Source organism: Rhodococcus sp. 05-2256-B1 (genome assembly GCF_002258465.1).
Lineage (GTDB): Bacteria > Actinomycetota > Actinomycetes > Mycobacteriales > Mycobacteriaceae > Rhodococcoides > Rhodococcoides fascians.
In genome coordinates, this window is record NZ_NOZA01000030.1 from 170809 (window position 1) to 195288 (window position 24480).

Consider the following 24480-nt stretch of genomic DNA (forward strand, 5'->3'; position numbering starts at 1 on the left):
TGGCTCCCAGTCTGATCGGTCTGTTTGCCAAAGTATCAGTAAAAAGCCCTTCCGGTTCGTTCTTGACCACGGTCAGGTCTCGCATCGCCGGGGGTACAGCAGGGTCGGTAGCGCTAATTCTTGGTGGCACTGACGAATTGGGCGAGACCGCGGATGTCCTGCTCGATGTCGGTCATGCCCGCAGCATCGAACATCTCGGTGAACTGCCCCTTCGGGAACATCCGCACACCGACGGCGGCAGATCCCAGGCCGACGACGGTACGCAGCGGTGCCAGGCCCAGTTCACAGCTGGTCATGATGGCGATGCGTCCACCCGGTCGCAGGACGCGGATGAGCTCGTCGACCACCTGCAGTGGATGTGGCACGAGATACAGTGCGGCATAACAGCATACGGCGTCGAATGTCGCGTCGGCGTACGGGAGTTCGGCCGCATCGCCGCGAACGTATGCCGCACGCGGCCCCCGATTGTCGCGCACTGCGCGAGCGATCATGGCCTCGGAGATATCGAAGCCGACGGCGATACCGTCCTCGGTCAGCTGCTCCGACAGGAACCTGGTGAAGTTGCCGGGGCCGCAGGCGACGTCCAGGACTCGCTGTGGCCCGTGTAACCGCAGGTCGGCGACGGCCTTGGCGCGTTCGGCGGACATGGGCAGCCCGCCGATTCCCATCATCGATACTCCGAACGGTCGCCAGATGTTCTCGTAGATCGCCGCGACACCGCGGTTGTTCATCGCTCGGCTGGCCATCGTCGGATTGGGGGCCTTGGCGTTGCCCATGAGTTCGACGTAGCCGCCGTCGATCCGGGCGCTCGTGCGCACCGACTCCGGTTCGATCATCGCCAGAGCGCGGCGCAGTGCAGTCTCGGGTGTCTCGTTCATCGTCGTGGCGGCCGGTCGCCGTAGTCGCGTTCGACGCGGAGGGTGCCCAATGTGGTTGCGAGCCCGTCGTATTGGGTGACCAGCAAGACGAATTCGATGAGGCGACGTTCGTCGAACTGGGTCGCCAGTTCGGACCACGTGGCGTCGGTGAGCGTCTTGGTCTCGATCAGCTCGTCGACGGCAGTGAGGATGGTGCGGTAGCGAGTCGACAGCCCAGGGGCGTGCGGGCCGGTCATGATCAGCTCGAGCAGGTCTCGGTCGATGCCGGCTCGACGGCCCAGGCGGATGTGGTGGTCCATCTCGTATGCAGATTCGCGCAGGTGCGCCACCCGGAGAATCACCATTTCCGATTCCTTGCGGGAGATCTTTCCGCCCGGCATCAGATGGCCGCTGTAGAACAGCCACGCCCGGTACAGGCCGCCGGTTCGACCGAGAGTGGTGAACAGGTGGGGGTTGGGTACTCCTGCGCCCTTGGCGATGACCTTGCAGATGACCCAGTTGACGGGGCCGAGGGTGCGGGCGGTACCGGACGGAATGCGTGGAGTGGTCACGATCACATCTTACCGACTGGTAGCTCCGCCGCTCGGGGACGCGGCGGGGTGATGATCTGGAGGGTAGGCTAACCTCCTTTGTGTCTCGCATTGTTCTACCCGGAGGTCCCTCGAAGTGGTGCAGTTCAAGCTCGGTCTGACAGCGTTGGCCATCACCGCGCTCGCGGTGGCGGCAGGAGCGACGGCATGCTCGTCGGCCGATACCGCCGACGGTTCGGCCGGCGAAGCGACTCGAACGGTCGAGACCGTTCGAGGCTCGATCGACGTTCCCGACAATCCTCTGCGGGTCGTCACCCTGGAACCGGTGGAACTCGACACCACGGTCGCGCTCGGCATCGTGCCCGTCGGCACGGCGGTGCTCAGCGAAACCGCCGGTGTGCCGCCCTATCTCGGTACGGAAGCGGCCGGCATCGCCACGGTCGGCACGGTGGCCGAACCGACCATCGAGGACATCGCGGCCGCGCAACCCGACCTCATTCTCGGGACGGAGACTCGGCACGCGCAGTACTACGACCAACTCTCCGCCATCGCGCCGACGGTGTTCATCGCCTCCCAGTCCGATCCGTGGCGCGACAGTGTCCGATTCGTCGGGCGCGTTCTCGGCAAGGAGGCGAAGGCAGAGGAACTGCTCACCGCATACGACGACCGGTGCGCCGAGATCGCCGAAAAGCACGACACCGCCGGGAAAACGGCGCAACTGATCAGGCCGCGCAGTGGTGAGCTGACCCTGTACGGGCCGTCGTCGTTCGCCGGAAGCACGCTCGAATGCGCCGGATTCACCACCCCGCCGCGGCCGGAATGGACCGACGAGATCTCGGTCGACCTCTCTCCCGAGCTGGCGGCTCAGGCGGCCGCGGACCTGATCGTCGTCACCGCCGACAACCCGTCGGACCCCGGCGCAATCCCGGCGTCGATCACCGACAACGCTGCGACACTGCCCAATCCGCATGCGGTGGACCTGTCCTACTGGATCACCGGCGTCGGGCCCATGGGCGGGCAAACCGTGCTAGACGACATCGATCGTATTCTGTCGGCTTCCAACTGACGCGCCAGATTCGGACCGCGCCGGCCAACGCCGCTGCCTGACGGGCGCGCTCGACCACTCGGTCGCGGGACGAATCGATATGTGCAACAAGCATATTCAGCGCCGTGTCCAGCTGCCCGGCCAGTAGGTGCTCGACGATCGCGAGATGTTCATCGATCGCCGAGACCACGGCCGAGGCGTCGAGACCACCGAGAATGCGCACGGGCCGCACCTTGGCGTTGACGGCGCACAGGGCCTCGGTCAGAGCCGCATTGCCCGAAGCGGCCGACAACGCGACATGGAACTGCTCGTCCATGGCGACCATGTCGTCGGTGGTCTCCGGTGGGTGCGCACGCAACCCGGCCCACGTCACCGCCAACGCCGACAAGGCCGCCCGATCGAAGGACTGCGGCGTCGAGCGAGTGATTCCGCGGGACTCGAGAGTCGACCGCAGTTCGTACAGATCCGGTAGGTCGCCGAGCCGGGGACGATAGGGATGCAGACCGGCCTCGTCGCGCACGACCAGACCGTCGGCTTGCAGACGTGCCAGCGCCTCCCGCACAGGCGTGCGCGAGACGCCGTACAGCTCGGCGAGACTCTCCTCGCCGAGCCGTTCCGTGGAGCCGATCGCACCGGAGATCAGATCCCGGCGCAGTGACGAATAGACCTTCTCGCGAAGGTCCTTGCGCGGCACGATACGCCCGGTCAGATCGCCATGGCTGCGCGCACGTCGGCCTCGGAATCGGATCCGCCCACACCGGTGGACGTGATCCGGCCGGCCTCGAGAATGTAGTACTTCTGGGCAGATTCCAATGCGAAGCCGATGTGCTGCTCCACCAACAGAACTCCGAGACCGCCGCGGCGGGTGAGCTCGATGACGGTGCGCTCGATCTCGGCGACGACCGACGGCTGAATACCCTCGGTCGGCTCGTCGAGAATCAGCATCCGCGGTTCGGTGATCAATGCTCGTGCGATGGCGAGCTGTTGGCGCTGGCCGCCGGACAGTAGGCCGGCTCTGCGATTCAGCAATTCCTTCAGCGCCGGAAAGAGGTCGAGTGCCTCGTCGATCAGTGCCTTGCCGCGCCTGCGCCCGTCGGCCACCACCTGCAGATTCTCCGCTGTCGTCAACTGACCGAACGACTGCTGGCCCTGTGGCACGTACGCCAGTCCGCGGGCGACGCGGGCGCTGGGCCGCAACGCACTGACGTCCTCACCGTCGAACATGACCTTGCCCGAGTTCACTTTCAACAGCCCGACCGCCGCGCGCAGCAGCGTCGTCTTGCCCGCACCGTTGTGGCCCATCACCGCCGCGACACCGTCGGCCGGAACCGTCAGCGACGCACCGTGAACGACCTCGCTGCGGCCGTAACCTGTTCTGACGTCGACCAGTTCAAGCATGATCGGCTCCCTCTTCTGCGATGTGCTCGAGTTCCTCGCCCGCCGCGGCGGTGCCGAGGTAGACCTGCTGAACCTTCGGATCGGCCTGCACCTCGGCCACGGTGCCCTCGGCCAGAACGCGTCCGGCCGCCAGCACTGTCACCGAGGTCGCGAACATCCGCATGAAGTCCATGTCGTGCTCGACCACCACCACGGTCCGTTCACCGCCGATGCGTTGCAGCAGCTGGCCCGTCTCCTCACGTTCCTCGTGGCTCATGCCGGCGACCGGCTCGTCGAGCAGAAGCACATCGGCGTTCTGCACCAACAACATTCCGATCTCGAGCCACTGCTTCTGGCCGTGCGCGAGAATTCCTGCGGCCTTGTCTCTCTGGGCCGTCAGACCGATCGTCTCGAGGGCCTCCTCGATCTGGGGCAGAACCGATGCCCGACGGCGCAGCATCGTCAGCACCGATCGTCCGGATCCGGCGGCGATGTCCAGGTTCTGCAGCACCGTCAGATTCTCGAAGATGCTGGCGGTCTGGAAGGTTCGGCCGATGCCGAGGCGCGCGATCTGATGCACCTTCTTGCCCAGCAGTTCCACTCCGGACTTGGTGACCGAGCCAGTGGCCGGAACGAGACCGGTGATGGCGTCGATCAGCGTGGTCTTGCCGGCTCCGTTCGGGCCGATGAGGAAGCGAAGATCGCCCTGCATCAGCGTCAGATCGACGTTGGTGTTGGCCTTGAAGCCGTCGAAACTGACTGTCAGATCGCGGACTTCGAGGTACTGACTGGACATGCCGGCGTTGCCGCCGAACGTGGGCTGCGGGCCTTCGACATGGATCATCGTGCGAGCTCTTTCTCTGGTTCCGCGCTGGCCTCGGGGACCGATTCGGGCTCTTTCTTTCGCTTGCGCAGTGCGAAGAGTCCGGCGATGCCGGCGGGGAAGAATCCGACGACCACGACGAACAGCAGACCTTGCGCATACGTCCAACCGGACGGGAACTGCTCGGACAGCGTGGTCTGCGCCCACGCGACTCCGAGCGCGCCGAGAACCGGGCCGAGCAGGGTGGTGCGGCCGCCGATGGCGACGCCGATGAGAAACGCGATGGACGGAACGATGCCGACGTCGTTGGGGGAGATGATGCCGACGATCGGGACGAACAGCGCACCGGCGAGACCGGCGAAGAACGCTGCGGCGACGTACGCGACGATCTTGACGTTCGCCGGGTCGTAGCCGAGGAAGCGCACTCGCTCTTCCTGATCGCGGACGGCGACCAGTAGTTCGCCGTAGCGCGAATACATCAGCTGGCGGGTGATGGCGACGACGACGAGCAGTACGCCGGCAGCGATGAAGAACAGCATCTGCTTGTTGGCCGGGTCGTTGAGGTTGAACCCGAAGAACGTGCGGAACCTGTTGAGCCCGTTGGATCCACCGGTGGTCTGCTGTCCGATGAGCAGGATCGCGAAGGCGGCGGCCAGTGCCTGACTGAGGATCGCGAAGTACGCGCCCTTGACGCGACGCTTGAACACGCCTAGGCCGAGCACCAACGCCACCAGCGCCGGCACGAACAGGATGCCCAGGATCGTCGTGATGGGCGAGGTGAACGGCAGCCAGTACGAGGGCAATTCACGGATACCGGCGATGGACATGAAGTCCGGTACCGCGTCGCCGCGCAGATCGGCGTCGGAGATCTTCAGATGCATGGCCATGATGTAGGCACCGATGCCGAAGAAGACACCCTGGCCGAGGGTGAGCATTCCGCCTCGGCCCCAGGCCAATCCGATACCGACAGCCACGATTGCGTAGCAGAGGAACTTGCCCAGCAGATTCAACCGGAAGTCGCTGAGGACAGCGGGCGCCACAGCGAACAACAGGATTGCGGCGAGCGCGAAACCCAGCAAAGCGCCGCGCTTGGCGATGAACTCGCTCATACCAGGCTCCTTGTCTTGACGGCGAACAAGCCCTGCGGGCGGGCCTGGAGGAAGATCACGATGAGGACGAAGACGATGACCTTGGCGATCGAGGCCGTCGTGCTGTACTCGATGAACGAGTTGAGAATCCCGAGGGCGAAGGCGGCGATCACCGCGCCCTTGATCTGGCCGAGTCCACCGACGACGACCACCAGGAAGGCGTCGATCAGATAACTCTGTCCCACAGTGGAACTCGTGGATCCGATCAGAGTCAGTGCCACGCCCGCGACACCCGCCAAACCGGAGCCGAGGAAGAACGTCGAGATGTCGGTCCGGCGGCTCGAGATGCCCGAGGTTTCCGCGAGATCGCGGTTCTGCACCACCGCGCGGATGCGTCGACCCATTGCGGTCTTCTTCAGCGCGATCGACAGTGCGACAACGGCGACGACCGCTAGCACGAGAATGAAGATTCGGGTCTTGGGCACCACGGCACCGAGGATGTCGACGCCGCCGCTCAGCCATTCCGGCGAGACGACGTTGACCGCCGGGGCACCGAAGATGTCGCGAGCGAGCTGCTGCAGGATGAGCCCGACGCCGAACGTGACGAGCAGGGTGTCCAGTGGACGGTGGTACATGCGCTGGATCAGCGTCACCTCGAGCAGCACACCCATTGCGCCGCCGACGAGGAAGCCGACGATGAGCGAGATGAACAGTGATGCGCCGCCGGTCGAGACGATCTGCTGCACTACGTAAGCCGTGTACGAGCCGGCCATGATGAACTCGCCGTGTGCCATGTTGATGACGCCCATCTGACCGAACGTCAGTGAGAGCCCGAGGGCGGCGAGCAAGAGAATGGATCCGATCGACAGGCCGGTGAACAACTGTCCGATCACGACGTCCATGGGGGAGCTCCTTCGGAGCATGTGAGTGGAACTTCGTAGCAGGCTACGAAGTTCCACTCACATGGGTGGTGGTCAGTTGAGGTCGGAGGCCCAGTCGTAGGTCTCGAGGAACGGGTCGGGAGCGATGGCCTCGGGGGACTCCCACACCGTGTAGATCAAGCCGTCGGGCCGGATCTCACCGATGCGGGCGGTCTTGGAGATGTGGTGGTTGTCGCCGTCGATGACGACCTCGCCCTCGGGAGCGGCGAAGCTGACACCGTCGGCTGCGGCCTGAATGTCGGCCACCGCGAACGAATTTGCCTTCTCGACGGTGTTCTTCCACAGGTATACCGAGGTGTACGCGGCTTCCATGGGGTCCGAGGTGGGCTTGTCGGCTCCGTACTTCGCCTTGTAGTCGGCGACGAACTTGGTGTTCTCCGGGCTGTCGACGGTCTGGTAGTAGTTCCAGGCAGTCAGCTGGCCCGCGATGTTCGCGGCTCCGATGCCCGCCACCTCTTCCTCGGCGATGGACACCGAGATGACCGGCATGTCAGCAGCTTTGAGACCGGCGTTGGTGTACTCACGGAAGAATGCGACGTTGGAATCACCGTTGAGCGTGTTGAACACGGCATCGGCGTCGGCGGAGCGCACCTTGTTGACGATGGTGGAGAAGTCCGTCGAACCGAGCGGGGTGTAATCCTCGCCCTTGATCTCGATACCGTTGGCGGCCGCATACGCCTTGATCTCGCGGTTGGCGGTCTGCGGGAACACGTAGTCGCTGCCCACCAGGTAGAGGGACTTGACGCCCTTCTCCTTCAGGTAGTCCAGGGCCGGGATGATCTGCTGATTGGTGGTGGCTCCGGTGTAGAAGATGTTCTTCGACGCCTCGAGGCCCTCGTACTGCACGGGGTAGTAGAGGAGTGCGTCGTTGTCCTCGAACACCGGCAGCATCGCCTTGCGCGACGATGACGTCCAGCCACCGAAAACTGCTGCGACACAGTCGCTGCTGATGAGTTTCTCGGCCTTCTCGGCGAACACGGTCGGCTCGGATGCGCCGTCCTCTGCGACGACCTCGATCTGCTTTCCGTTGACGCCGCCTGCCGCATTGATCTGCTCGACGGCCAGTGCGATCGAATCACGCACTGTCACTTCGCTGATCGCCATCGTGCCGGACAGGGAGTTGAGCGAGCCGACCTTGATGGTGTCACCGGAGGTGTCCACACACGAGGTGGACGAGCCTCCGCCGCCCTCGGCGGTGGTGGTGTCGCTCGCCTTGCTACCGCATGCAGTGGCAACCAGGCTCAATGCAGCCAGTGCTGCGGGAACGACCATGACGCGCTTGACGGACATGCGCTTCGAGACAGCAGGCATCTACGGCCCTTTCGGAAAGTGTGTATACGGAGATGTATTCGCGATTGCGAACAGTAAAGGCAACTTATTGCGTTGGTATTTTCTGCGGTGACGAGTCTGTTTCTCGCGTTACGAGTAGGTAAAGGCGAGCGAATGACAAGACTGCTTGACATTCTGTGACAAGCAGAGTTGACTTTTTGTCATGCCCGGATCCAACAACGTTCGCGCGCATCGCAAACAGGCACGCATCACGCAGGCCGAACTCGGCACCATCTGCGGAGTCAGCCGGCAGAGCATCGTCTCCGTCGAGGGCGGCGACTACGCACCGAGCGTGTACCTGGCACTGCGACTGGCCCGAGCACTCGACACGACAGTCGAAACACTGTTCGGCGACGACGAAGGGAAACGAACATGAGCGCATTCACCAAAGCTGCCCGCTTCGTGGGAGACCTGGACGACGACTTCTACGCCGACGAACTACAACGCGACATCTACAACGAGGCCTCGGCCGTCGGCTTGCAGTGTTTGCTGTGGATTGGGTTCATCTCGGCGGCGATCCTGCCGTACGCGGCGGGTATCACCGGGGCATGGATCGCAATCGGGATCATCGTCACTCTCCTTGCTGTCTCCTACGTGGTAATTGGGTACGCCCGAGCTCGGGGGGTCGAAGTGCAGAGCGCTCAGCAATGGCTCCGCGCGAGATTTGCGGTCTTCATCGTTCTGTACTTGCTGGGTGTGGGTGGAGCGTTCGTACGGCTGCTCGGTCGCTACGTGAGCGGCGATCTCGGGTCCGTCTGGATCGGGGCGGCTATCGGTGTACCGCTGGGCATCGCCGGCGCTGTAGTGGGCGTCAAGCGCAAGCAGCGGAAACAGCGAAAGGCCGAGCATGCCGCCGAGCTGGCCGAGCAGCGGGCTTTCGATACGGACGAATGAATTGGGTCTCGAATGTGTCGCACGATCTGTTACAGGGTGCAAGGATGCGTAAAGGCTTCGGTTGGACCGTCTCCGTTTCGCAGATTTGCAGGCCGGAGGGTATGTTCTGACCGATGACATCGCGATTTCCCGGTGTTGCGGCTGTAGGGGTGCTGTTCGGCGGCGGTTTCGGTAACGCGGACGGATGCACGTTCGATGTAAAGGGAGGCTCGGGTGGACGGCGATGACGACGTGTAATACCAATCCGTCCTCCGTCGCGCCACGAAGTACCAACGAGACCGTGTCGGGCGTCCACCCTCCGGTGGAGCATGCAAACAGGGAAGTCGAGACCGTGCGCAGAGAAAAGAGCTACCTCAGACTCGTAGGGTCGAGCACTCCCACGATCGAGGTTCTGGGCGGCCCCAGAACCATCACCGTCGATGTGGACAACGTTTTTCCGGGTCAGGTATGCGAGGTCCTGCACAACGGCATGCTGTCGCTGAGCCCACGCGTCGTCGTGGAAGACAACGCGACAAGCATCTCCATCACCACGTTCGCGCTCAAGCCGGGTGAGTACAACGTCTCGCTGCGTCTGGACGGACGCCTGGATTGCGTCACCGAATCGCAGACTGCTGTCGTCGGCGAGCAGTTCGAGGTCCGACGTAGTTCGTAGGCCGGACACAGCTCCTAGGCGGGACGCAAGGCCCGGTCATTTCAACACAGCGAAGCGGCGCGTAGCTCAGGTGAGCTACGCGCCGCTTCGCTTCGTTGTCGGTCCTCGCTGCCGTCAGGTCGCGCCAGTCAGTGACAGGTGCTGCCGGGATCGGTGTGGCAGTGCTTCGGCTCCGATGGTGCGACGTCGAGCGAGGGGTTGCGGTCGAAGAAGCCGAAAGGCTTGAGCCAGAACGAGACGGTGTCGGACGGCATCACCGGCCAGTCCTCGGGCCTGGTGATGTGATGGATGCCGAAGGTGTACCAGACCACCACATCGGTGTTCTCGATCGAACGGTTCTTCTCGGTCCACTCGGGGAGGCCATGGTCGACGCCACTCTGATTGACGAACTCGCCACTGGGCCAACGCTCGTCGGGCGAATTGGGGGTGACCCACACGGTGTGACCGATCACCTGGGAACGCTGGAAGATCGGCGACGTCGGATCGAACATCGCCGGAATCGCCGAGCCGGGCACCAACTTGTACGCGGGCCGGGTGCCGAGACCGTTGGTGACGTTGTCGTTGACCACCTTCCACGCCTTCTGCGTGTTCCAGTCGTAATCCTGCTTACCCTCGGACTCGGTGGTGAGCGGGGTGTTCACTTGTGTCAGGGCCAGGCCGTACGGATTGTCGGGACCCATCGGCACCATCTGGGTCTGGCTGGAATAGACGGTGTTCTCGGTGCCGTCGATGTCCAGATCGAGCCGGGCGACCAGGAAGTGCTGGTGGTACGGCGCATACGTGCGATTGTCGATCAGCGTGCCCGACGGATGGGTGCCGCCCTCCTCGAAGTGGGTGACGACCATGATGCCGGTGGCGCGCACCTCGCACTCGATGTTGCCGTCCTGATAGAAGCGCCAGTAGACGAGATACTCGTAGTTGGCGACGGTGGCGTGGAAGCTGACGGTGAGACGGCGCATCCGACGCACCTCTGCCCCGGCGTCGTGATCGACGTGCTTCCACAGCACCGCGTTGTCTTCCTCGTGGATGCAGATCGCGTTGGTGATCGTGTACGGCTCGCCTTTGCTGTTGTGCAGCACGGCATCGAGATACCGGATCTCACCGAGGCAATCGCAGCCGAGCTCGAGCGAGGTGGTCATGAAGCCCAGGCCCCACTCGCCGATGTCGAATGCGGTGCGCCGATAGTGGTCCTCGGTGTGGTCACGATACGGAACGACCATCTCCGCGAACGACATTCGGTTCGCGACGGATCGCACGTTCCCGTTGTCGTCGTAGGTGACCGCGTGCAGCGTCATGCCCTCGCGGTAGTTGAACCCCACGCGCAGCGACCAGTTCTGCCACGTCAGCTTGTTGCCGTCCAGCTCGAACGACGGGCCGTCCGGCTGGGTGATCTCGAGCGGCTTCAGCGGCGGACGGCTGCTGGCGTTACGGATGCGCTCCGGAATATGGCGGGGCACGTACTCGCCCATGATCTCCGGCCGCTCGACGCGGTAGGTGTCCTCGATTTCGAGCAGTTCCATCGTGTTGGCGTCGATGACGCAGTGGAAGCCGCCCACCGGACCCGCGTACGGATTGGCACCCTCGGCGGCTTTGACCCACGTGTCGGACCAGCCCAGGCGTCGACCCTTGTACTTCTCGGGCGTCACCGCCTCGCCGTACGTCCAGGTGTCCATGAACACCAGATCGAGATCGGTGATCCCGCGATCGGCAAGTGCGGCAATCACATCGGGGTGTGCACGCAGCGCCGCGTCGGCCTCTTCCCACTCGTCGACGGTGAAGTTGGGCTGCACGTCCGGGATGTGGGTCCAGGATTCGGTGCTCCTGTTGTCCAGTGACACCACGGCTTTGAACGTGCTGTTCTCGGCGCGGTTCAACACCACCGAGACTGCGCGACGGGCGGGGACGGTACCGTCCGCATCGAATGCGGCGACCTCGGACTTGGACGGTTCGATCATCTCGATCGAGGCGAATCGCCACCCGTCGCCGACACCGTGTTCCCGGCCCAGAACCTCGGCGACGGTAGAGAACTCGTCGCTCGAGAGTGGGTCCAGGGGATGGAATGTCATGCGATGGTCTCCGTCGAGCTCATCACGTGCTTGATGCGGGTGTAATCGTCCACGCCGTAGGCCGAGAGGTCCTTGCCGTAACCGGAGTACTTGAAGCCGCCGTGCGGCATCTCGGCCACCAACGGGATGTGGCAGTTGACCCAGACGGCACCGAAGTCCAGAGCCGCCGAAATACGAAGCGTGCGAGCATGATCGGACGTCCAGACGCTCGACGCGAGACCGAAGTCGACGTCGTTGGCCAGCTCGATCGCCTCTGCCTCGTCGGAGAATTTCTGCACCGTCAGCACCGGGCCGAACGTCTCCTCCTGCACGATGGGATCGGACTGCTGCACGCCCGTGATGATCGTGGGCTCGTAGAAGAATCCCTTGTCGCCCATGCGCTTTCCACCGGTGACGATGGTGGCGTGCGCGCCGATACCGTCGACCTTGGAGCTGACCTGACCGAAGTGGTTGACGTTGTTCAGCGGGCCGAGGAAGGTGTCGGGGTCATCGGGCAATCCGACCTTCAGTGTCTTCGCCTTGGCGACGAGTGCGTCGACGAGCGAGTCGTGTACCGACTCGTGAACCAACACGCGAGTGACCGCCGTGCAGTCCTGGCCGGCGTTGAAGAACGCGGCCTCAGCGATGCCGTCGGCGGCCTTGGTGATGTCGACGTCGTCGAACACGATGGCCGGTGCCTTGCCGCCCAGTTCGAGGTGCGCGCGCTTGAGCTGCTTGGCAGCGGCGACGGCGACGGCGATGCCTGCCCGCACCGAACCGGTGATCGAGACCAGGCCGGGCGTCTTGTGCTCGACGATGGCGGCACCGGTGCCGCCGTTGCCGAGCACGATGTTCAGCACCCCGTCGGGGACGATGCCCTTGGACAGCTTCGCCAGCACCAGGGTGCTCTCGGGGGTGGTGTCGCTCGGTTTGAGGACGACGGTATTGCCGGCTGCCAGCGCAGGCCCGATCTTCCAGATCGCCATCATGAACGGGTAGTTCCACGGCGTCACCTGCCCCACGACGCCGATCGGCTCGCGGCGTACGTACGAGGTGAACCCGTCCATGTACTCGCCGGCCGACTTGCCTTCGAGCATCCGTGCAGCCCCGGCGAAGAACCGAATCTGATCTGCTCCGACGGTGACTTCCTCGGCGGCGATGGTGGCCTTCGGCTGACCGGTGTTACGACTCTGCGCCTCGACGATCTCGTCGCTGTGGGCCTCGATGGCATCGGCGAGCTTCAGCAGTACCTTCTGCCGCTCACTCGGAGTCGTCTTGCCCCAGGTCTCGAAAGCTTTGGCGGCAGCCGACATTGCGGCATCGACATCGGCAGCATCGGAAATCGGGGCTCGAGCGACCACCGACTCGTCCACCGGACTGACGACATCGAGCATCTCGGTACCCGAGGGCGTCACGAATGCCCCGTCGATGTAGTTCTGCAGGACAGGCACCGTCATCACAACCCCTAGCGTCGACTATTTCGGTTCTGCAAAGCCTGCACCCGCGGACGAGACTTTGCCACCCGACAAGATGTACACGACGACGCGAGCAGTCAGGACGAAACGTCGGTCTTCTCGGCCAGAGCCCTGACACCGGCGATGTAAGTGTCCAGACCGAGCCTCTCGAACGCTGCCCGTGCACTGACGTCGCTCAGATACGAGGCTGCGGCGAGGATGTTGGGAAACTCGTCGGGATCGAGGGAGTTCATCGTTTCCGCCACTTCGTGCTCGACGTGTGCCCGACGCTCCGGCTCGACATCCACACCGGTGAACAGGGGCTCCGTGATCAACGAGATAGCGACTCGAACGCCGTGACGGGCCAGCTGGGTGGCGTCGGACAGGGAGAAGCCGGCCTCGCCCAGAAGTCTCAGGCTGAGCTCCATTGCCGCTCTGCTGTTGGGCGAGAACAGCATTCGTGGAACGACGATGGTCGCTGCTCCGGGATGTGCGCGCAAAGCGCGCATGAAGTCCTCGAGCACGGTGCGAAGTTGCTCCCACCACGATGCCGTGGGATCGACGGTGATCTCGAGATCCTGGCAGACGCGGTCGCCCATGGCGTCGAGCAGTTCGTCCTTGTTCTTCACATGCCAGTAGATCGCCATGGGAGAGACGCCGAGTTCGGTGGCGATCTTGCGGATGGTGAGCGAGTCCAGTCCGCGTCGGTACGCGACTTCGAGCGCGGCGTCGACGACGGCAGTCCTGGTCAAGCGAGGCACCGGCAGAACTATACAGGCGTACGAGTCGGTGTTAGCGTGACTTGTACTTAGTACGAGAAAGGGGTGCACGATGGACGACGTCATCCTCGTCGGCGGTGGGGTGATGAGCGCGACGCTCGGCACGCTGCTGCAACGTGTGGAGCCGACCTGGTCGATTCGGGTCCTCGAGCGATTGCCCGAGGTAGCGATGGAAGCCTCCGACGGGTGGAACAATGCCGGGACCGGCCACGCCGGCCTGTGCGAAACCAACTACACGACGGAGAGATTCGACGGCTCCGTCGATATCGACCGGGCCGTCGCGATCGCCGAGCAGTTCGCCGTGACGCGACGCTTCTGGTCGACGCTGGCCGACACCAGCTTCGTACGTTCGGTGCCGCACATGACTCTGGTGCAGGGGGCGGATAACGTCCGATCGCTGCAGGCCAGGCATCGAGCGTTGACGGCGCATCCGCTGTTTCGAGCCATGGAGTACACCGAAGACGCTGCGGTACTGGACGAGTGGGCACCGCTGGTGTCGGCGGGACGAACAGGCGACTGGGCCGCCACCCGAGATGCGACCGGAACCGACGTCGACTTCGGTGCACTGACGCGGCAGTTGCTGGGGGACATGAGTGGACGTGGTGCGCGCGTGGAGACCGGGCAGGAGGTAACCGGGATGAGTCAGGAACGGGACGGATCCTGGTCCCTGCGAGTGCGCGGTGGCCGATCGATCGAGCGCGCGCGCTTCGTGTTCGTCGGTGCCGGTGGCTGGGCTCTGAAGCTGTTGCGCACAGCAGGGATTCCCGAGGCCCGCGGTTACGGACTACTACCGATCAGCGGGCAGTTCTTGCGTTGTGATCGGCCCGAGGTGGTCGACAGGCACGACGCGAAGGTCTACGGAACTCCGCCCATCGGAGCGCCTCCGATGTCGGTGCCCCATCTCGACACCCGCATCGTCGACGGGCGGCGGTCCATACTCTTCGGACCGTACGCCGGCGCGAATCCTCGGTTTCTGAAACACGGATCGTGGCTCGACTTCCCGACGTCGATCGACCGGCACAACATCGGGTCACTGCTGTCGATGGCAGGCAACAACACGCCGTTGATAGGTCTGCTGCTGTCGGAATTGACGGCCACCCGAGCCAAGAAGATCGCTGCGTTGCGCCAATTCGTACCGAATGCCGATCCGTCGGACTGGTCCGTGGTCCCCGCCGGACAGCGCGCCCAGATCGTCGTGAACGGGCAATTGCGTTTCGGCACGGAGGTGATCGCGTCGCAGGACGGCTCCATCGCCGCCGTGCTCGGCGCATCGCCCGGCGCCTCCACCGCTGTTCCCATCATGCTGGAGGTATTGGGTCGATGTTTTCCGGAGCGCCAGTGGAATGGTCGACTGCAGGAGATGCTCAGCGGATAGCCTGTGGCAGTGCGAAACACCGAGGTGGGATACCAGCAGATCGCCGACGACACCTGGGCCTTCATGCGTCCACCGGGCAGTTGGGGTCAGACCAACACCGGGCTCGTCGTGGCACCCGGCTCGGCGTCGATGCTGATCGACACCGTCTGGGACGTGAACTGGGCCGAGAGGGTTGCCGCCGACACGGCCGAGTTGGTTGCCGCCGCACCGATCACCGAGGTCCTCAACACGCATTCGGACGGTGATCACTGGTGGGGTAACGACAGCGTGCCCGCCTCCGCACGCATCACCACCAGTGCGGCGTCGCTGCACGCGATGAAGGAGGAGACTCCGCCGAAGGGTGTATCCGCATTCGCGTCCTTCGGCAAGGCAGTCGGCTGGGTGCCGGGACCGATCGGTGCGATGGGCTCCTACATGGACCGTGTTCGCGGCGATGCGCTGTTTCCGTCGGCGCTGCCCCGGCTGCCTGATCACACCTTCGAAACCACCGAAACCATCGATGTCGCAGGACGACTGGTTCACCTGCGCTACCTCGGTCCGGCGCACACCGAAGGCGATCTCATCGCGCACCTCCCGGACGCGGGGGTCGTGTTCGCGGGCGACCTGCTCTTCATCGACGCCACCCCGGTGCTCTGGCACGGCCCGCTGCAGAACTGGATCGACGCCCTCGACCACCTCCTCGAACTCGACGCCGACCTGTACGTTCCCGGCCACGGACCCCTGTGCGGCACCGACGAAATACGCGCCGTGCGCAGCTACTGGACCTGGGTCGGCGAGGCCGGACGAGCGTGCTTCGACGCGGGACTCGGTTCCACCGAGGCCGCCCTGAACCTGCTCAAATCACCCGAATTCGGCCATTACGCGCACTGGGATTCGCCCGAGCGACTCATCCTCAGCATGAGCACGCTCTACCGCCTGTGGCGAGGCGAACCCGCTGCGCCACCCACGCTGACGCGTCGAGCACGCGCATTCGCCGACGCGGGACGCTATCTGCGGGAGCGCTAGTGTCAGACTTTCGGTGAGATTGCTGGTTACCGGGCTCCGAACTCCTTTGTCAAGGACGCGGCGTGTGCGAACAGTGGGGTCGGATCCGGTTGTTCTGCAGTCGGTTCGAGTACGACAGTGGTCGCGCCCGCATCGATCCAGCGCTGCAGATTGCTCATGGCGGCATCGGAATCGGATCCGACGGCGACATAGACGACGATGTCGTGACCCGGCCCTGCGGCGATATGCCCGACGGCAGTCCGCAGCTGATCCGGGTCCGTCTCGCTCGTGAGAATGGTGCCGACACTCCTGCGGCCGCTCAGAGCAAGGGTTTTCGGGCCCGTGGCCCCGACGAGCAGTGGAGGTGCCTGCAGCGGAGGCCAATCGAGCTGCACATTGTCGAGCGAGACGTACCGACCCTGCACGGTGACGCTCTCGCCCGCCAACAGCGCGGTGAGCGCCGTCATCTGCTCGTCGAGCAACGTCAGCGGAGACTGCACTCGCGCGCCGATCTGGCCCATCCACGACTGGACGCCGTGGCCGAGCCCCACGCGGAGCCGGCCCGGATGGACCCGAGCGGCGGTCGCGATCTCCATGGCCGTCGACGCCACGTTCCGCATCGGAGTTGGCAACACCCCGATGCCGACGTTCACGCGATCGGTGCTCGCGAGAATCAGTGCAGCAGTGGACAGCCCGCCGGAGAAGAAGCAGTCTTCCCACAGCCAGACCTCGTCGACGCCCGCGGCATCGGCTGCGCGAGCCGCGTCGACCAGCGCCTCCGGGGCGATCTCGGGCCTGAGTACAACGCCGATTCGGGTCATGGGAATTCTCTTTCTATTCAGCGAACGAGGTACGGGGACACCGAGCTTCGGTGCTCATCTATGTCGAGATCCTTGCCGAGCGGCGGAAACGCACGCTGCGGGCAATTCGAGCGTTCGCAGACCCGGCAACCCGCTCCGATCGGAGTCGCAACCGCCGAGCCCTGCACGTCCAATCCATCGGCATAGACGAGCCGTCCTGCATGGCGCAGTTCGCAACCGAGGCCGATGGCAAAAGTCTTGCCGGGCTGCCCGTATCGGGCGGCGCGGCGTTCCACCGTTCGTGCGATCCACAAATAATTGCGCCCGTCGGGCATCTCGGCGATCTGCGTCATGATCTTGCCGGGATACGCGAACGTCTCGTACACGTTCCACAGCGGGCACGTGCCACCGCTGGACGAGAAATGAAAGCCGGTGGCGGACTGTCGTTTCGACATGTTGCCGGCGCGATCGACCCGAACGAACGAGAACGGAACACCGCGCATCTCGGGGCGCTGCAGCGTGGAGAGTCGGTGGCAGATGGTCTCGTAACTCACCGAGAAGAAGGCCGACAGCCGCTCGATGTCGTATCGGAAATCCTCGGCGACATCGTGGAACTGGTGATACGGCAACACCGTCGCGGCCGCGAAATAGTTGGCGAACCCGAGCACCGCCAATTTTTTCGACGCCTCGCTCGTGAAGTTTCCCTCGTCGGCCATCTTGTTCAACAGATCACCGCATTCGAGATACGCGAGCTCGGCGGCGAACTTGAACACCTTCTGCCCGCCGGAGAGGTGAGGAGAAATCTCCAACACCCGCGTCTGCGGGTCGAACCGATGAAGCACATTCTCACCGAGGTCGATGCGATTGACGATCTGCACGTCGTGCACCGTCCGCAACCGCTTCGCGATCTCACCGCCCACATCGGCGCGATGGAACCGGATCCGCGATGTCAATGCCTCTGCGGCGGTATCCAATTCGTGCAGATAGTTCTGTCGTTGATAGAAGTAGTCGCGCACCTCTTCGTGCGGCTTGCTTATCGAGCCGCTGCCGCTGCCGTCGGAGAATCGTTCCTCGGTCGCTGCCAACAGCTGAGCCGTCGTATTGCGGTATCGGCGATGCATATTGACCATTGCCCGAGCCAGCTGTGGGTGCGAGCTGACCATCTGCGCGATCTCGTGCGGATCGGCGTCGATGCCCATGTCTTGATCGAGTGCGACTTCGCGCAACTCGGCAACCAACCTGGTGTCGTCCTCGGAGGAGAAGAACGAGGTGTCGACGCCGAAGACCTCCGAGATGCGCAGCAGAACCGGAACCGTCAACGGACGCACGTCGTGTTCGATCTGGTTGAGATAGCTGGCAGAGATGCCGAGTTTCTGCGCCAGAGATACCTGGCTCATGCTGCGTTCGCTGCGGAGCTGCCGAAGGCGAACGCCGACGAAAGTCTTGGACACGGTTGCCAGGCTACGCCTGCGAAGAATTGCCTTAACACCGTTCGCAACTAGCTGCTGGGTCACGATTCGGTGACCGTCGGGAACATTAGCCGAAGTAAAGGCGTATACCGATATACGAGCTATTCATCACGCACCTCGAGGAGCGGTCATGTCCAATCGTCAGCGCACATCGGAAATCGTCAGGGACGTCGTCGTCTTCGTCACCGGAGCCGTTCTGGTCGCCTCCACCGTCTGGCTTCCCGTCCAGGGCGACCAAGAAGTCACCGGAGCCATCCTGGTGCTCGGCATACTCGCGGCATCGTCGGCGCTCTGGGCCATCGGATCCGCGTCCAGGCAGAGCCACTGGACCCACGTCGGCCTCGGTGTGTTGCTCGCCGTCTCACCCGCGCTGATGGTCTTCCCCTCCGGATTGCTGGCCGCGGACCTGTTCGCCATCGTCGGCGGACTCGTGATCGCTGCAATGGGTGCGCTGGGGGTCATTGCGTCGCGCCGGGCGCCGGTCACCTCGCGAGTAGTGGCCTCCAGCAACGAGCGCACCGGCGTTCGCATCTGAGGCTTCTCTGCAACTGATGCTCCACTTCCCGGGACAGGCGCGATGAATCCCGTGTGCGGCCCAGCGAGTGGAGCATTGTGTGCAGTCATCGCCGCGATGCCACTGCGACCGGCCTGATGCAACTGGTGCTCCACTCCCTGGGGCGGGCGCGATGAACTCCGTGTGCGGCCCAGCGAGTGGAGCATCGTGTGCAGTCATCGCCGCGATGCCCGGCGCCGCCTGACAACCGACGCGATTTCGGCAGCCACGTCGTCAGGCGCGGCGAGCACATCGAACGCCGAGTAGCGCAGCACCAACCAGCCATCGAGCACCAGCGCGTTCTGTCGTCGGCGATCCTTGCTGAATACGGCTGCTGCACTGTGGAATTCGCGACCGTCGACTTCGATGATCGTTCGGCTGCGGCGGTCGACGAAATCACACACGAACGGACCGACTGCAGCGTTCATCTCCAGGCGCAGGCCGAGTCGATGCACTGCGCGGCCAAGGGCGCGCTCGGGCTCCGACGCAAATCTCGATACCGCGAGCCGCACCTGACGAGCCAGCTCGACGTTCCCGTGCCGACCCGGGAATCGGTCGAGTAGGCAGAGCAACGAAGCCGGGTCCATTCCGAACTTCAGGCGCTCGTCGATCAGCAACTCGGCATCGGGGCGGGGGAGTAGCGCCAGACAATCGAGCATCGTCTGCGCAGAGATGGTGCAGGGCAGCGCTGCGACCTCGTCGACGAGCGTGGAGTCCATCTCGCGACGGTGCAGCCGAAGCCACGACGGAGGTCTCAGCCGCGCAGTTCGGGGGACGGTGGCGTCGAGCATTGTCGGTTCGGTGGTCCAGCCGCGCAGGTACGCGGCCGATCGATGACTGAGGACGGCGTCGGGTCGCCACAGCGTGATCGCCCGACAACGGTCCCTCGTCGACGGCTCCCCGCGCATATGGACCGTCGGCAGGACGCGCGTGAAGCGACGCGAGATGGTGCTGGGGTGAATCCCTGCGGCGACGAGGTCCCCCCACGTGGTGGGGGTGGAGCCTGCGGGGGTGGGAGTGGAGCCTGCGGAATGACCTGCGGGGGTGGGAGTGGAGCCTGCGGAATGACCTCTGGGGTTGTGGTGTGTCATGGCTGCAGCATCGGTGTGTCGTTGTGGGGTGTTGATCGGTCGACCTGGGGAAATGGAATGGCCTGTGCATGGCCGAATGCTTGTGGATGGTGCAATTCCTGCTCCACTCGACGCACTCTCTCGGGGGATTCTCCAACGAGAGATCGCGAGTGGAGCCCCTTGTGCAGCGTCCACATCGTGAGACGAGACGAGTGTGACGTCCATCACTACCAGGCTCTTTTCTGACTCGATTCAGACGCCCGATTCAAACCGTACAAGCGTCCCGTAAAGAATTTTGTTCATTCCGTTCACCAACTGGGGATTCGTCGCTACCGACGAGTAACCACGCTGCCCGATCGGCGAGGTATGTGAGCCCCGAAAATTTGCAGACTTAGCAAAGGGCTCTGGAAAGCTAGCCAAGATTGGCACTAACAACTGGTAGACGCCTGTTTTCGGGTGTGCCATTGTTTTGGAGTACACCAGAAGGGCCTGGCAACGATGTGAAGATTCGTCTCGCGGCAGGCCGAGAAGCAGAGAAGAGACTGGAGCTCCGATGTCGACCACCGGCACCCCGAAGACCACCGCCGAGATTCAGCAGGATTGGGACACCAACCCGCGCTGGAAGGGCGTCACCCGTAACTTCACCGCGCAGCAGGTCTCCGACCTCCAGGGCACTGTGGTCGAAGAAGCCACACTCGCTCGCCGCGGCAGCGAGATCCTGTGGGATCTCGTCAACAACGAGGACTACATCAACTCGCTCGGTGCCCTCACCGGCAACCAGGCCGTGCAGCAGATTCGCGCCGGCCTCCAGGCGATCTACCTCTCCGGCTGGCAGGTCGCCGGCGACGCCAACCTCTCGGGCCACACCTACCCGGACCAGAGCCTCTACCCGGCCAACTCGGTTCCGTCGGTCGTCCGTCGCATCAACAACGCACTCCTGCGCGCCGACGAGATCGCCAAGATCGAGGGCGACACGTCCGTCAAGAACTGGGTTGCACCCATCGTGGCCGACGCCGAAGCAGGCTTCGGTGGCGCACTGAACGCATACGAGCTGCAGAAGGCCATGATCGTGGCCGGTGCTGCCGGCGTGCACTGGGAAGACCAGCTCGCATCGGAGAAGAAGTGCGGCCACCTCGGTGGCAAGGTGCTCATCCCCACCCAGCAGCACATCCGCACCCTGACCTCCGCCCGTCTGGCCTCGGACGTCGCCGACGTCCCCTCGGTCATCATCGCCCGCACCGACGCCGAGGCAGCCACGCTGATCACCTCCGACGTCGACGAGCGTGACCGCGAGTTCCTCGACGGAACCCGCACCGCAGAAGGCTTCTTCGGCGTCAAGAACGGCATCGAGCCCTGCATCGCTCGCGCCAAGGCCTACGCACCGTACGCAGACCTCATCTGGATGGAGACCGGCGTCCCGGACCTCGAGGTCGCCAAGAAGTTCTCCGAGTCGGTTCGCAGCGAATTCCCGGACCAGCTGCTCGCCTACAACTGCTCGCCTTCGTTCAACTGGAAGGCACACCTGGACGACGCCACCATCGCGAAGTTCCAGAAGGAACTCGGCGCCATGGGCTTCAAGTTCCAGTTCATCACCCTCGCGGGCTTCCACTCGCTCAACTACGGCATGTTCGACCTGGCACACGGCTACGCCCGCGAAGGCATGACCGCGTTCGTCGACCTGCAGGAGCGCGAGTTCAAGGCTGCCGAAGAGCGTGGCTTCACCGCCATCAAGCACCAGCGTGAGGTCGGCGCGGGCTACTTCGACCGCATCGCCACCACCGTCGACCCCAACACCTCGACGGCAGCACTGAAGGGCTCCACCGAAGAAGGCCAGTTCCACTGAGCTAGCCCGCCTCCCCGGATCTTCAGCGCACTAGTCAGGCGGCCCCAGCGTTTCGCTGCGGGCCGCCTGATTTGTATCGCCTGGGTTCTGGGCGTACCCCGGAAGGGTTACCCTCATCTCGCTTTAAGCTGTTGTGCTGCAACATTATTCGCTAGGAGTTTGCTGTGACGGTGGAGAGGGTGGGGATCGTCGGAGCCGGACAGATGGGTGCGGGAATCGCAGAGGTCTGCGCCCGCGCGCACGTCGACGTGGCGGTCTACGAACAGACTCGCGAACTGGCGACGGCCGGCCGCAGCCGCATCCTGCAATCACTGGACCGCGGAGTGAGCAGCGGCAAGATCACCGAGCGCGAACGAGAACACGCCGCCTCCCGGTTGCGGTTCACCTGCGACCTCGGGGACTTCGCAGACCGCCAACTCGTCGTCGAAGCAGTCCTCGAGGACGAAGAGATCAAGGCGGCAATATTCGCAGAACTCGACGCGGTGGTGTCCGACGCGAATGCCGTGCTCGCGTCCAACACCTCGTCCATTCCGATCACGACGCTCGCGTCGGCCACCACGGCACCGCAACGCGTCGTCGGACTTCATTTCTTCAATCCGGTTCCGGTATTGCCGCTCGTCGAGCTGGTCACCACGAGTACAACGTCCGATGCGGTGGCCGACCGCGCCGAAGCCTTCGCCGGAGATGTTCTCGGCAAGCAGGTGGTGAGATCCGCGGATCGCTCGGGCTTCGTCGTCAACGCACTTCTCGTTCCGTATCTGCTCTCGGCGATCCGCATGGTCGAGTCGGGATTCGCCACCAAGGAAGACGTCGACAAAGCGACGGTTCTGGGTTTGGCGCACCCGATGGGACCGCTCGCGCTCGCGGATCTCGTAGGTCTCGACACCGTCAAGTCCATTGCCGACTCCATGTATTCGGAATTCGACGAGCCGCTGTTCGCGGCACCGCCGCTGTTGCTGCGCATGGTCGAGGCGGGACAGACGGGCAAGAAGACCGGGGCCGGGTTCTACCGCTACGAGAACGGCCGCGTAGCAAAGTAGTGGGCGTCTCGGGCGGGTCGCCGCGCAGCGGCCTGCCGAGCGCTATTGTCGGTCTGCCGGTGCAAATCCATCGATCCCAGGGAGCATGTCAGTGAGCAAGTCCAAGAAGTCGAACGGTCTGGTCGCCAAGGGTTTCGGGATCGGTTTGGCCGCCACCGGCGCCGCCCACTTCGTGGTCCCCGAGGCTTTCGAGGGAATTACCAAGCTCCCGTTCCCCAATGACACGCGAACCTGGATCAGCCGCAACGGTGCCACCGAGTTGGCAGTAGGCGTGGCTATCGCGTACCCCAAGACCCGTAAGATCGGACTGGTCGGTCTGGTGGCGTATGTTGGGTGGTTGGGCGTCAATATCGCCAAGAACAGCTGACCTTAGTGTTGCGAACGACTCGTTCAGAGCGGGAATAGCCTGGTCGAGGCGGTAGCTGTGTTGCGCTTACACAGATGCGTAGGTAGCAATGTAGTTATGACTTCAGCTACCGCTTACCAGGCCACCGCTCCGGACGCCCCGCTCGAGAAGGCGACGATCGAGCGACGCGCAGTCGGACCGAACGACATCCTCATCGACGTCAAGTTCGCAGGCATCTGCCACTCCGACATCCACACCGCTCGAAACGAGTGGGGTGGCACCACGTACCCCGTCGTTCCCGGACACGAGATCGCCGGCATCGTGGCCGAGGTCGGCTCCGAGGTAACCACCCGCAAGGTGGGCGACCGTGTCGGCGTCGGCTGCTTCGTCGACTCGTGTGGCAAGTGCGAGGCGTGCCTCGACGGCGACGAGCAGTACTGCACCAAGGGCGTCGTCCAGACGTACAACTCGACGACCTACGAGGGTGAGTTCACCAACGGTGGTTACTCCACCCAGATCGTCGTCACGGAGAAGTTCGTGCTCGGCATCCCCGAGGGCGTCGAGCTCGATGTCGCCGCACCGCTGCTGTGTGCAGGCATCACGCTGTACTCGCCCCTCAAGCACTGGGGAGCCGGCCCCGACAAAAAGGTCGCCATCATCGGTATGGGCGGCCTCGGACACATCGGCGTGAAGATCGCTCACGCCATGGGCGCGCACGTCACCGTGCTGAGCCAGACGGATGCGAAGGAAGCAGACGGCAAGGCCTACGGTGCGGACGAGTACTACGCCACCAAGGACACCACCGCACTGAAGGATCTGCAGGGCAAGTTCGACCTGATCCTCAACACCGTCTCCGCGAACCTGCCCATGGGCAAGTACCTGGGACTGCTCGCACGTAACGGCACCCTCGTCGAGCTCGGTGTTCCCGAGAAGCCCCTCGAGGTTCCGGCATTCAACCTGCTGGCCAACCGTCGCTCGTTCGCCGGTTCCATGGTCGGCGGCATTGCCGAGACCCAGGAAATGCTGGACTTCTGCGCCGAGCACCACATCGGTGCCGAGATCGAGGTCATCCCGGCCGAGAAGATCAACGAGGCATACGACCGCGTCGTCAAGTCCGACGTGCGCTACCGCTTCGTGATCGACACCGCAACACTCTGATCTCCAA

25 protein-coding genes are annotated in these 24480 nt (G+C 63.8%); 11 read left to right on the forward strand and 14 right to left on the reverse strand.

Annotation, left to right across the window (positions count from 1 at the left end; genetic code table 11):
• Positions 1 to 113 precede the first annotated feature (113 nt).
• Positions 114 to 878 carry a class I SAM-dependent methyltransferase gene (locus tag CH285_RS17915; RefSeq protein ID WP_255032288.1) on the reverse strand — a complete coding sequence of 255 codons (765 nt, stop codon included), beginning with the start codon at positions 876 to 878 and terminating at the stop codon, positions 114 to 116.
• Complete coding sequence (locus tag CH285_RS17920) at positions 875 to 1435, reverse strand: carboxymuconolactone decarboxylase family protein (RefSeq protein WP_027498420.1); 561 nt, start codon at positions 1433 to 1435, stop codon at positions 875 to 877. The genes CH285_RS17915 and CH285_RS17920 overlap by 4 nt, the downstream gene beginning before the upstream one ends.
• A 109-nt stretch (positions 1436 to 1544) precedes the next feature.
• On the opposite strand from CH285_RS17920, the gene CH285_RS17925 reads away from it, so the two are divergent.
• Positions 1545 to 2474: an ABC transporter substrate-binding protein gene (locus CH285_RS17925; RefSeq protein WP_094643901.1), complete on the forward strand. Its 930-nt coding sequence runs from the start codon at positions 1545 to 1547 to the stop codon at positions 2472 to 2474.
• On the opposite strand, the gene CH285_RS17930 is transcribed toward CH285_RS17925, so the two are convergent.
• The 6 genes from CH285_RS17930 to urtA form a co-directional block, all read right to left on the reverse strand.
• Positions 2401 to 3147, reverse strand: a complete 747-nt coding sequence (locus CH285_RS17930; RefSeq protein WP_080729159.1) for a GntR family transcriptional regulator — start codon at positions 3145 to 3147, stop codon at positions 2401 to 2403. The two genes, CH285_RS17925 and CH285_RS17930, sit on opposite strands and share 74 nt — an antisense overlap.
• Before the next feature lie 11 nt (positions 3148 to 3158).
• The gene (gene urtE, locus CH285_RS17935; protein WP_032365166.1) at positions 3159 to 3851 is read right to left on the reverse strand and encodes an urea ABC transporter ATP-binding subunit UrtE; all 693 of its coding nucleotides are present in this window, start codon (positions 3849 to 3851) and stop codon (positions 3159 to 3161) included.
• On the reverse strand, positions 3844 to 4674 hold the full coding sequence (gene urtD, locus CH285_RS17940; RefSeq protein ID WP_027498416.1) for an urea ABC transporter ATP-binding protein UrtD: 831 nt from the start codon (positions 4672 to 4674) through the stop codon (positions 3844 to 3846). Before urtD ends, urtE begins: the two co-directional genes overlap by 8 nt.
• A complete protein-coding gene (urtC, locus tag CH285_RS17945) occupies positions 4671 to 5762 on the reverse strand; it encodes an urea ABC transporter permease subunit UrtC (protein ID WP_032369803.1) in 1092 nt (363 codons plus the stop codon). Before urtC ends, urtD begins: the two co-directional genes overlap by 4 nt.
• Entirely contained in the window at positions 5759 to 6643 is an 885-nt protein-coding gene (urtB, locus tag CH285_RS17950) for an urea ABC transporter permease subunit UrtB (RefSeq protein WP_027498414.1), read from the reverse strand. The genes urtC and urtB overlap by 4 nt, the downstream gene beginning before the upstream one ends.
• Before the next feature lie 72 nt (positions 6644 to 6715).
• Entirely contained in the window at positions 6716 to 7993 is a 1278-nt protein-coding gene (gene urtA / locus CH285_RS17955; protein ID WP_032369802.1) for an urea ABC transporter substrate-binding protein, read from the reverse strand.
• A gap of 181 nt (positions 7994 to 8174) precedes the next feature.
• Here urtA and CH285_RS17960 point away from each other — a divergent pair, with 181 nt between their 5' ends.
• The 3 genes from CH285_RS17960 (at position 8175) to CH285_RS17970 (ending at position 9557) form a co-directional block, all read left to right on the forward strand.
• Positions 8175 to 8387, forward strand: a complete 213-nt coding sequence (locus CH285_RS17960; protein WP_027498412.1) for a helix-turn-helix transcriptional regulator — start codon at positions 8175 to 8177, stop codon at positions 8385 to 8387.
• Positions 8384 to 8905 carry a hypothetical protein gene (locus CH285_RS17965; protein WP_094643902.1) on the forward strand — a complete coding sequence of 174 codons (522 nt, stop codon included), beginning with the start codon at positions 8384 to 8386 and terminating at the stop codon, positions 8903 to 8905. The genes CH285_RS17960 and CH285_RS17965 overlap by 4 nt, the downstream gene beginning before the upstream one ends.
• 223 nt (positions 8906 to 9128) lie before the next feature.
• Entirely contained in the window at positions 9129 to 9557 is a 429-nt protein-coding gene (locus CH285_RS17970) for a hypothetical protein (RefSeq protein ID WP_037219569.1), read from the forward strand.
• A 128-nt stretch (positions 9558 to 9685) separates the two neighbouring features.
• Here the strand turns inward: CH285_RS17970 and CH285_RS17975 are convergent, their stop codons facing one another.
• The 3 genes from CH285_RS17975 to CH285_RS17985 all read right to left on the reverse strand — a co-directional run bounded on the left by CH285_RS17975 (position 9686) and on the right by CH285_RS17985 (position 13817).
• Complete coding sequence (locus tag CH285_RS17975; RefSeq protein WP_094643903.1) at positions 9686 to 11623, reverse strand: primary-amine oxidase; 1938 nt, start codon at positions 11621 to 11623, stop codon at positions 9686 to 9688.
• Positions 11620 to 13059 (reverse strand): gamma-aminobutyraldehyde dehydrogenase, encoded by a 1440-nt coding sequence (locus CH285_RS17980; protein WP_032389032.1) that lies wholly within the window; start codon positions 13057 to 13059, stop codon positions 11620 to 11622. Before CH285_RS17980 ends, CH285_RS17975 begins: the two co-directional genes overlap by 4 nt.
• Positions 13060 to 13154: 95 nt before the next feature.
• Positions 13155 to 13817 carry a TetR family transcriptional regulator gene (locus CH285_RS17985; RefSeq protein ID WP_052066481.1) on the reverse strand — a complete coding sequence of 221 codons (663 nt, stop codon included), beginning with the start codon at positions 13815 to 13817 and terminating at the stop codon, positions 13155 to 13157.
• A 70-nt stretch (positions 13818 to 13887) separates the two neighbouring features.
• Between CH285_RS17985 and mqo the strand changes: the two genes are divergently transcribed.
• Both mqo and CH285_RS17995 read left to right on the forward strand, forming a co-directional pair.
• Positions 13888 to 15210, forward strand: coding sequence for a malate dehydrogenase (quinone) (mqo, locus tag CH285_RS17990; protein WP_052066482.1), 1323 nt, complete (start codon positions 13888 to 13890; stop codon positions 15208 to 15210).
• A gap of 9 nt (positions 15211 to 15219) precedes the next feature.
• Complete coding sequence (locus CH285_RS17995; RefSeq protein ID WP_230597367.1) at positions 15220 to 16215, forward strand: MBL fold metallo-hydrolase; 996 nt, start codon at positions 15220 to 15222, stop codon at positions 16213 to 16215.
• A gap of 26 nt (positions 16216 to 16241) precedes the next feature.
• On the opposite strand, the gene CH285_RS18000 is transcribed toward CH285_RS17995, so the two are convergent.
• Positions 16242 to 17015, reverse strand: a complete 774-nt coding sequence (locus CH285_RS18000) for an LLM class flavin-dependent oxidoreductase (RefSeq protein WP_032389034.1) — start codon at positions 17013 to 17015, stop codon at positions 16242 to 16244.
• Positions 17016 to 17032: 17 nt separating this feature from the next.
• On the reverse strand, positions 17033 to 18445 hold the full coding sequence (gene ramB, locus CH285_RS18005; protein ID WP_027498407.1) for an acetate metabolism transcriptional regulator RamB: 1413 nt from the start codon (positions 18443 to 18445) through the stop codon (positions 17033 to 17035).
• A gap of 148 nt (positions 18446 to 18593) precedes the next feature.
• On the opposite strand from ramB, the gene CH285_RS18010 reads away from it, so the two are divergent.
• Entirely contained in the window at positions 18594 to 18998 is a 405-nt protein-coding gene (locus tag CH285_RS18010; protein ID WP_032381228.1) for an SPW repeat domain-containing protein, read from the forward strand.
• Between the two features lie 194 nt (positions 18999 to 19192).
• On the opposite strand, the gene CH285_RS18015 is transcribed toward CH285_RS18010, so the two are convergent.
• Entirely contained in the window at positions 19193 to 20107 is a 915-nt protein-coding gene (locus CH285_RS18015; protein WP_143545007.1) for a DUF559 domain-containing protein, read from the reverse strand.
• A 532-nt stretch (positions 20108 to 20639) separates the two neighbouring features.
• Here CH285_RS18015 and aceA point away from each other — a divergent pair.
• From aceA to CH285_RS18035, 4 genes are all read left to right on the forward strand, one after another.
• Positions 20640 to 21929, forward strand: a complete 1290-nt coding sequence (gene aceA, locus CH285_RS18020; RefSeq protein ID WP_027498404.1) for an isocitrate lyase — start codon at positions 20640 to 20642, stop codon at positions 21927 to 21929.
• A gap of 164 nt (positions 21930 to 22093) precedes the next feature.
• Positions 22094 to 22969, forward strand: a complete 876-nt coding sequence (locus CH285_RS18025; protein ID WP_032373732.1) for a 3-hydroxybutyryl-CoA dehydrogenase — start codon at positions 22094 to 22096, stop codon at positions 22967 to 22969.
• Between the two features lie 85 nt (positions 22970 to 23054).
• The gene (locus CH285_RS18030; protein ID WP_371128976.1) at positions 23055 to 23336 is read left to right on the forward strand and encodes a hypothetical protein; all 282 of its coding nucleotides are present in this window, start codon (positions 23055 to 23057) and stop codon (positions 23334 to 23336) included.
• Positions 23337 to 23432: 96 nt separating this feature from the next.
• Positions 23433 to 24473: an NAD(P)-dependent alcohol dehydrogenase gene (locus CH285_RS18035; RefSeq protein WP_094643906.1), complete on the forward strand. Its 1041-nt coding sequence runs from the start codon at positions 23433 to 23435 to the stop codon at positions 24471 to 24473.
• Positions 24474 to 24480: the final 7 nt, after the last annotated feature.

Excerpts from the sequence above, each read along its gene's own strand:
- CH285_RS17915 (WP_255032288.1), bottom strand. The coding sequence starts at position 878 with ATGAACGAGACACCCGAGACTGCACTGCGCCGCGCTCTGGCGATGATC.
- urtE (WP_032365166.1), bottom strand. The coding sequence starts at position 3,851 with ATGCTTGAACTGGTCGACGTCAGAACAGGTTACGGCCGCAGCGAGGTC.
- urtD (WP_027498416.1), bottom strand. The coding sequence starts at position 4,674 with ATGATCCATGTCGAAGGCCCGCAGCCCACGTTCGGCGGCAACGCCGGC.
- urtC (WP_032369803.1), bottom strand. The coding sequence starts at position 5,762 with ATGAGCGAGTTCATCGCCAAGCGCGGCGCTTTGCTGGGTTTCGCGCTC.
- urtB (WP_027498414.1), bottom strand. The coding sequence starts at position 6,643 with ATGGACGTCGTGATCGGACAGTTGTTCACCGGCCTGTCGATCGGATCC.
- urtA (WP_032369802.1), bottom strand. The coding sequence starts at position 7,993 with ATGCCTGCTGTCTCGAAGCGCATGTCCGTCAAGCGCGTCATGGTCGTT.
- CH285_RS17960 (WP_027498412.1), top strand. The coding sequence starts at position 8,175 with ATGCCCGGATCCAACAACGTTCGCGCGCATCGCAAACAGGCACGCATC.
- CH285_RS17965 (WP_094643902.1), top strand. The coding sequence starts at position 8,384 with ATGAGCGCATTCACCAAAGCTGCCCGCTTCGTGGGAGACCTGGACGAC.
- CH285_RS17970 (WP_037219569.1), top strand. The coding sequence starts at position 9,129 with ATGACGACGTGTAATACCAATCCGTCCTCCGTCGCGCCACGAAGTACC.
- CH285_RS17975 (WP_094643903.1), bottom strand. The coding sequence starts at position 11,623 with ATGACATTCCATCCCCTGGACCCACTCTCGAGCGACGAGTTCTCTACC.
- CH285_RS17980 (WP_032389032.1), bottom strand. The coding sequence starts at position 13,059 with ATGACGGTGCCTGTCCTGCAGAACTACATCGACGGGGCATTCGTGACG.
- mqo (WP_052066482.1), top strand. The coding sequence starts at position 13,888 with ATGGACGACGTCATCCTCGTCGGCGGTGGGGTGATGAGCGCGACGCTC.
- CH285_RS18000 (WP_032389034.1), bottom strand. The coding sequence starts at position 17,015 with ATGACCCGAATCGGCGTTGTACTCAGGCCCGAGATCGCCCCGGAGGCG.
- CH285_RS18010 (WP_032381228.1), top strand. The coding sequence starts at position 18,594 with ATGTCCAATCGTCAGCGCACATCGGAAATCGTCAGGGACGTCGTCGTC.
- CH285_RS18015 (WP_143545007.1), bottom strand. The coding sequence starts at position 20,107 with ATGACACACCACAACCCCAGAGGTCATTCCGCAGGCTCCACTCCCACC.
- aceA (WP_027498404.1), top strand. The coding sequence starts at position 20,640 with ATGTCGACCACCGGCACCCCGAAGACCACCGCCGAGATTCAGCAGGAT.
- CH285_RS18030 (WP_371128976.1), top strand. The coding sequence starts at position 23,055 with ATGTCAGTGAGCAAGTCCAAGAAGTCGAACGGTCTGGTCGCCAAGGGT.
- CH285_RS18035 (WP_094643906.1), top strand. The coding sequence starts at position 23,433 with ATGACTTCAGCTACCGCTTACCAGGCCACCGCTCCGGACGCCCCGCTC.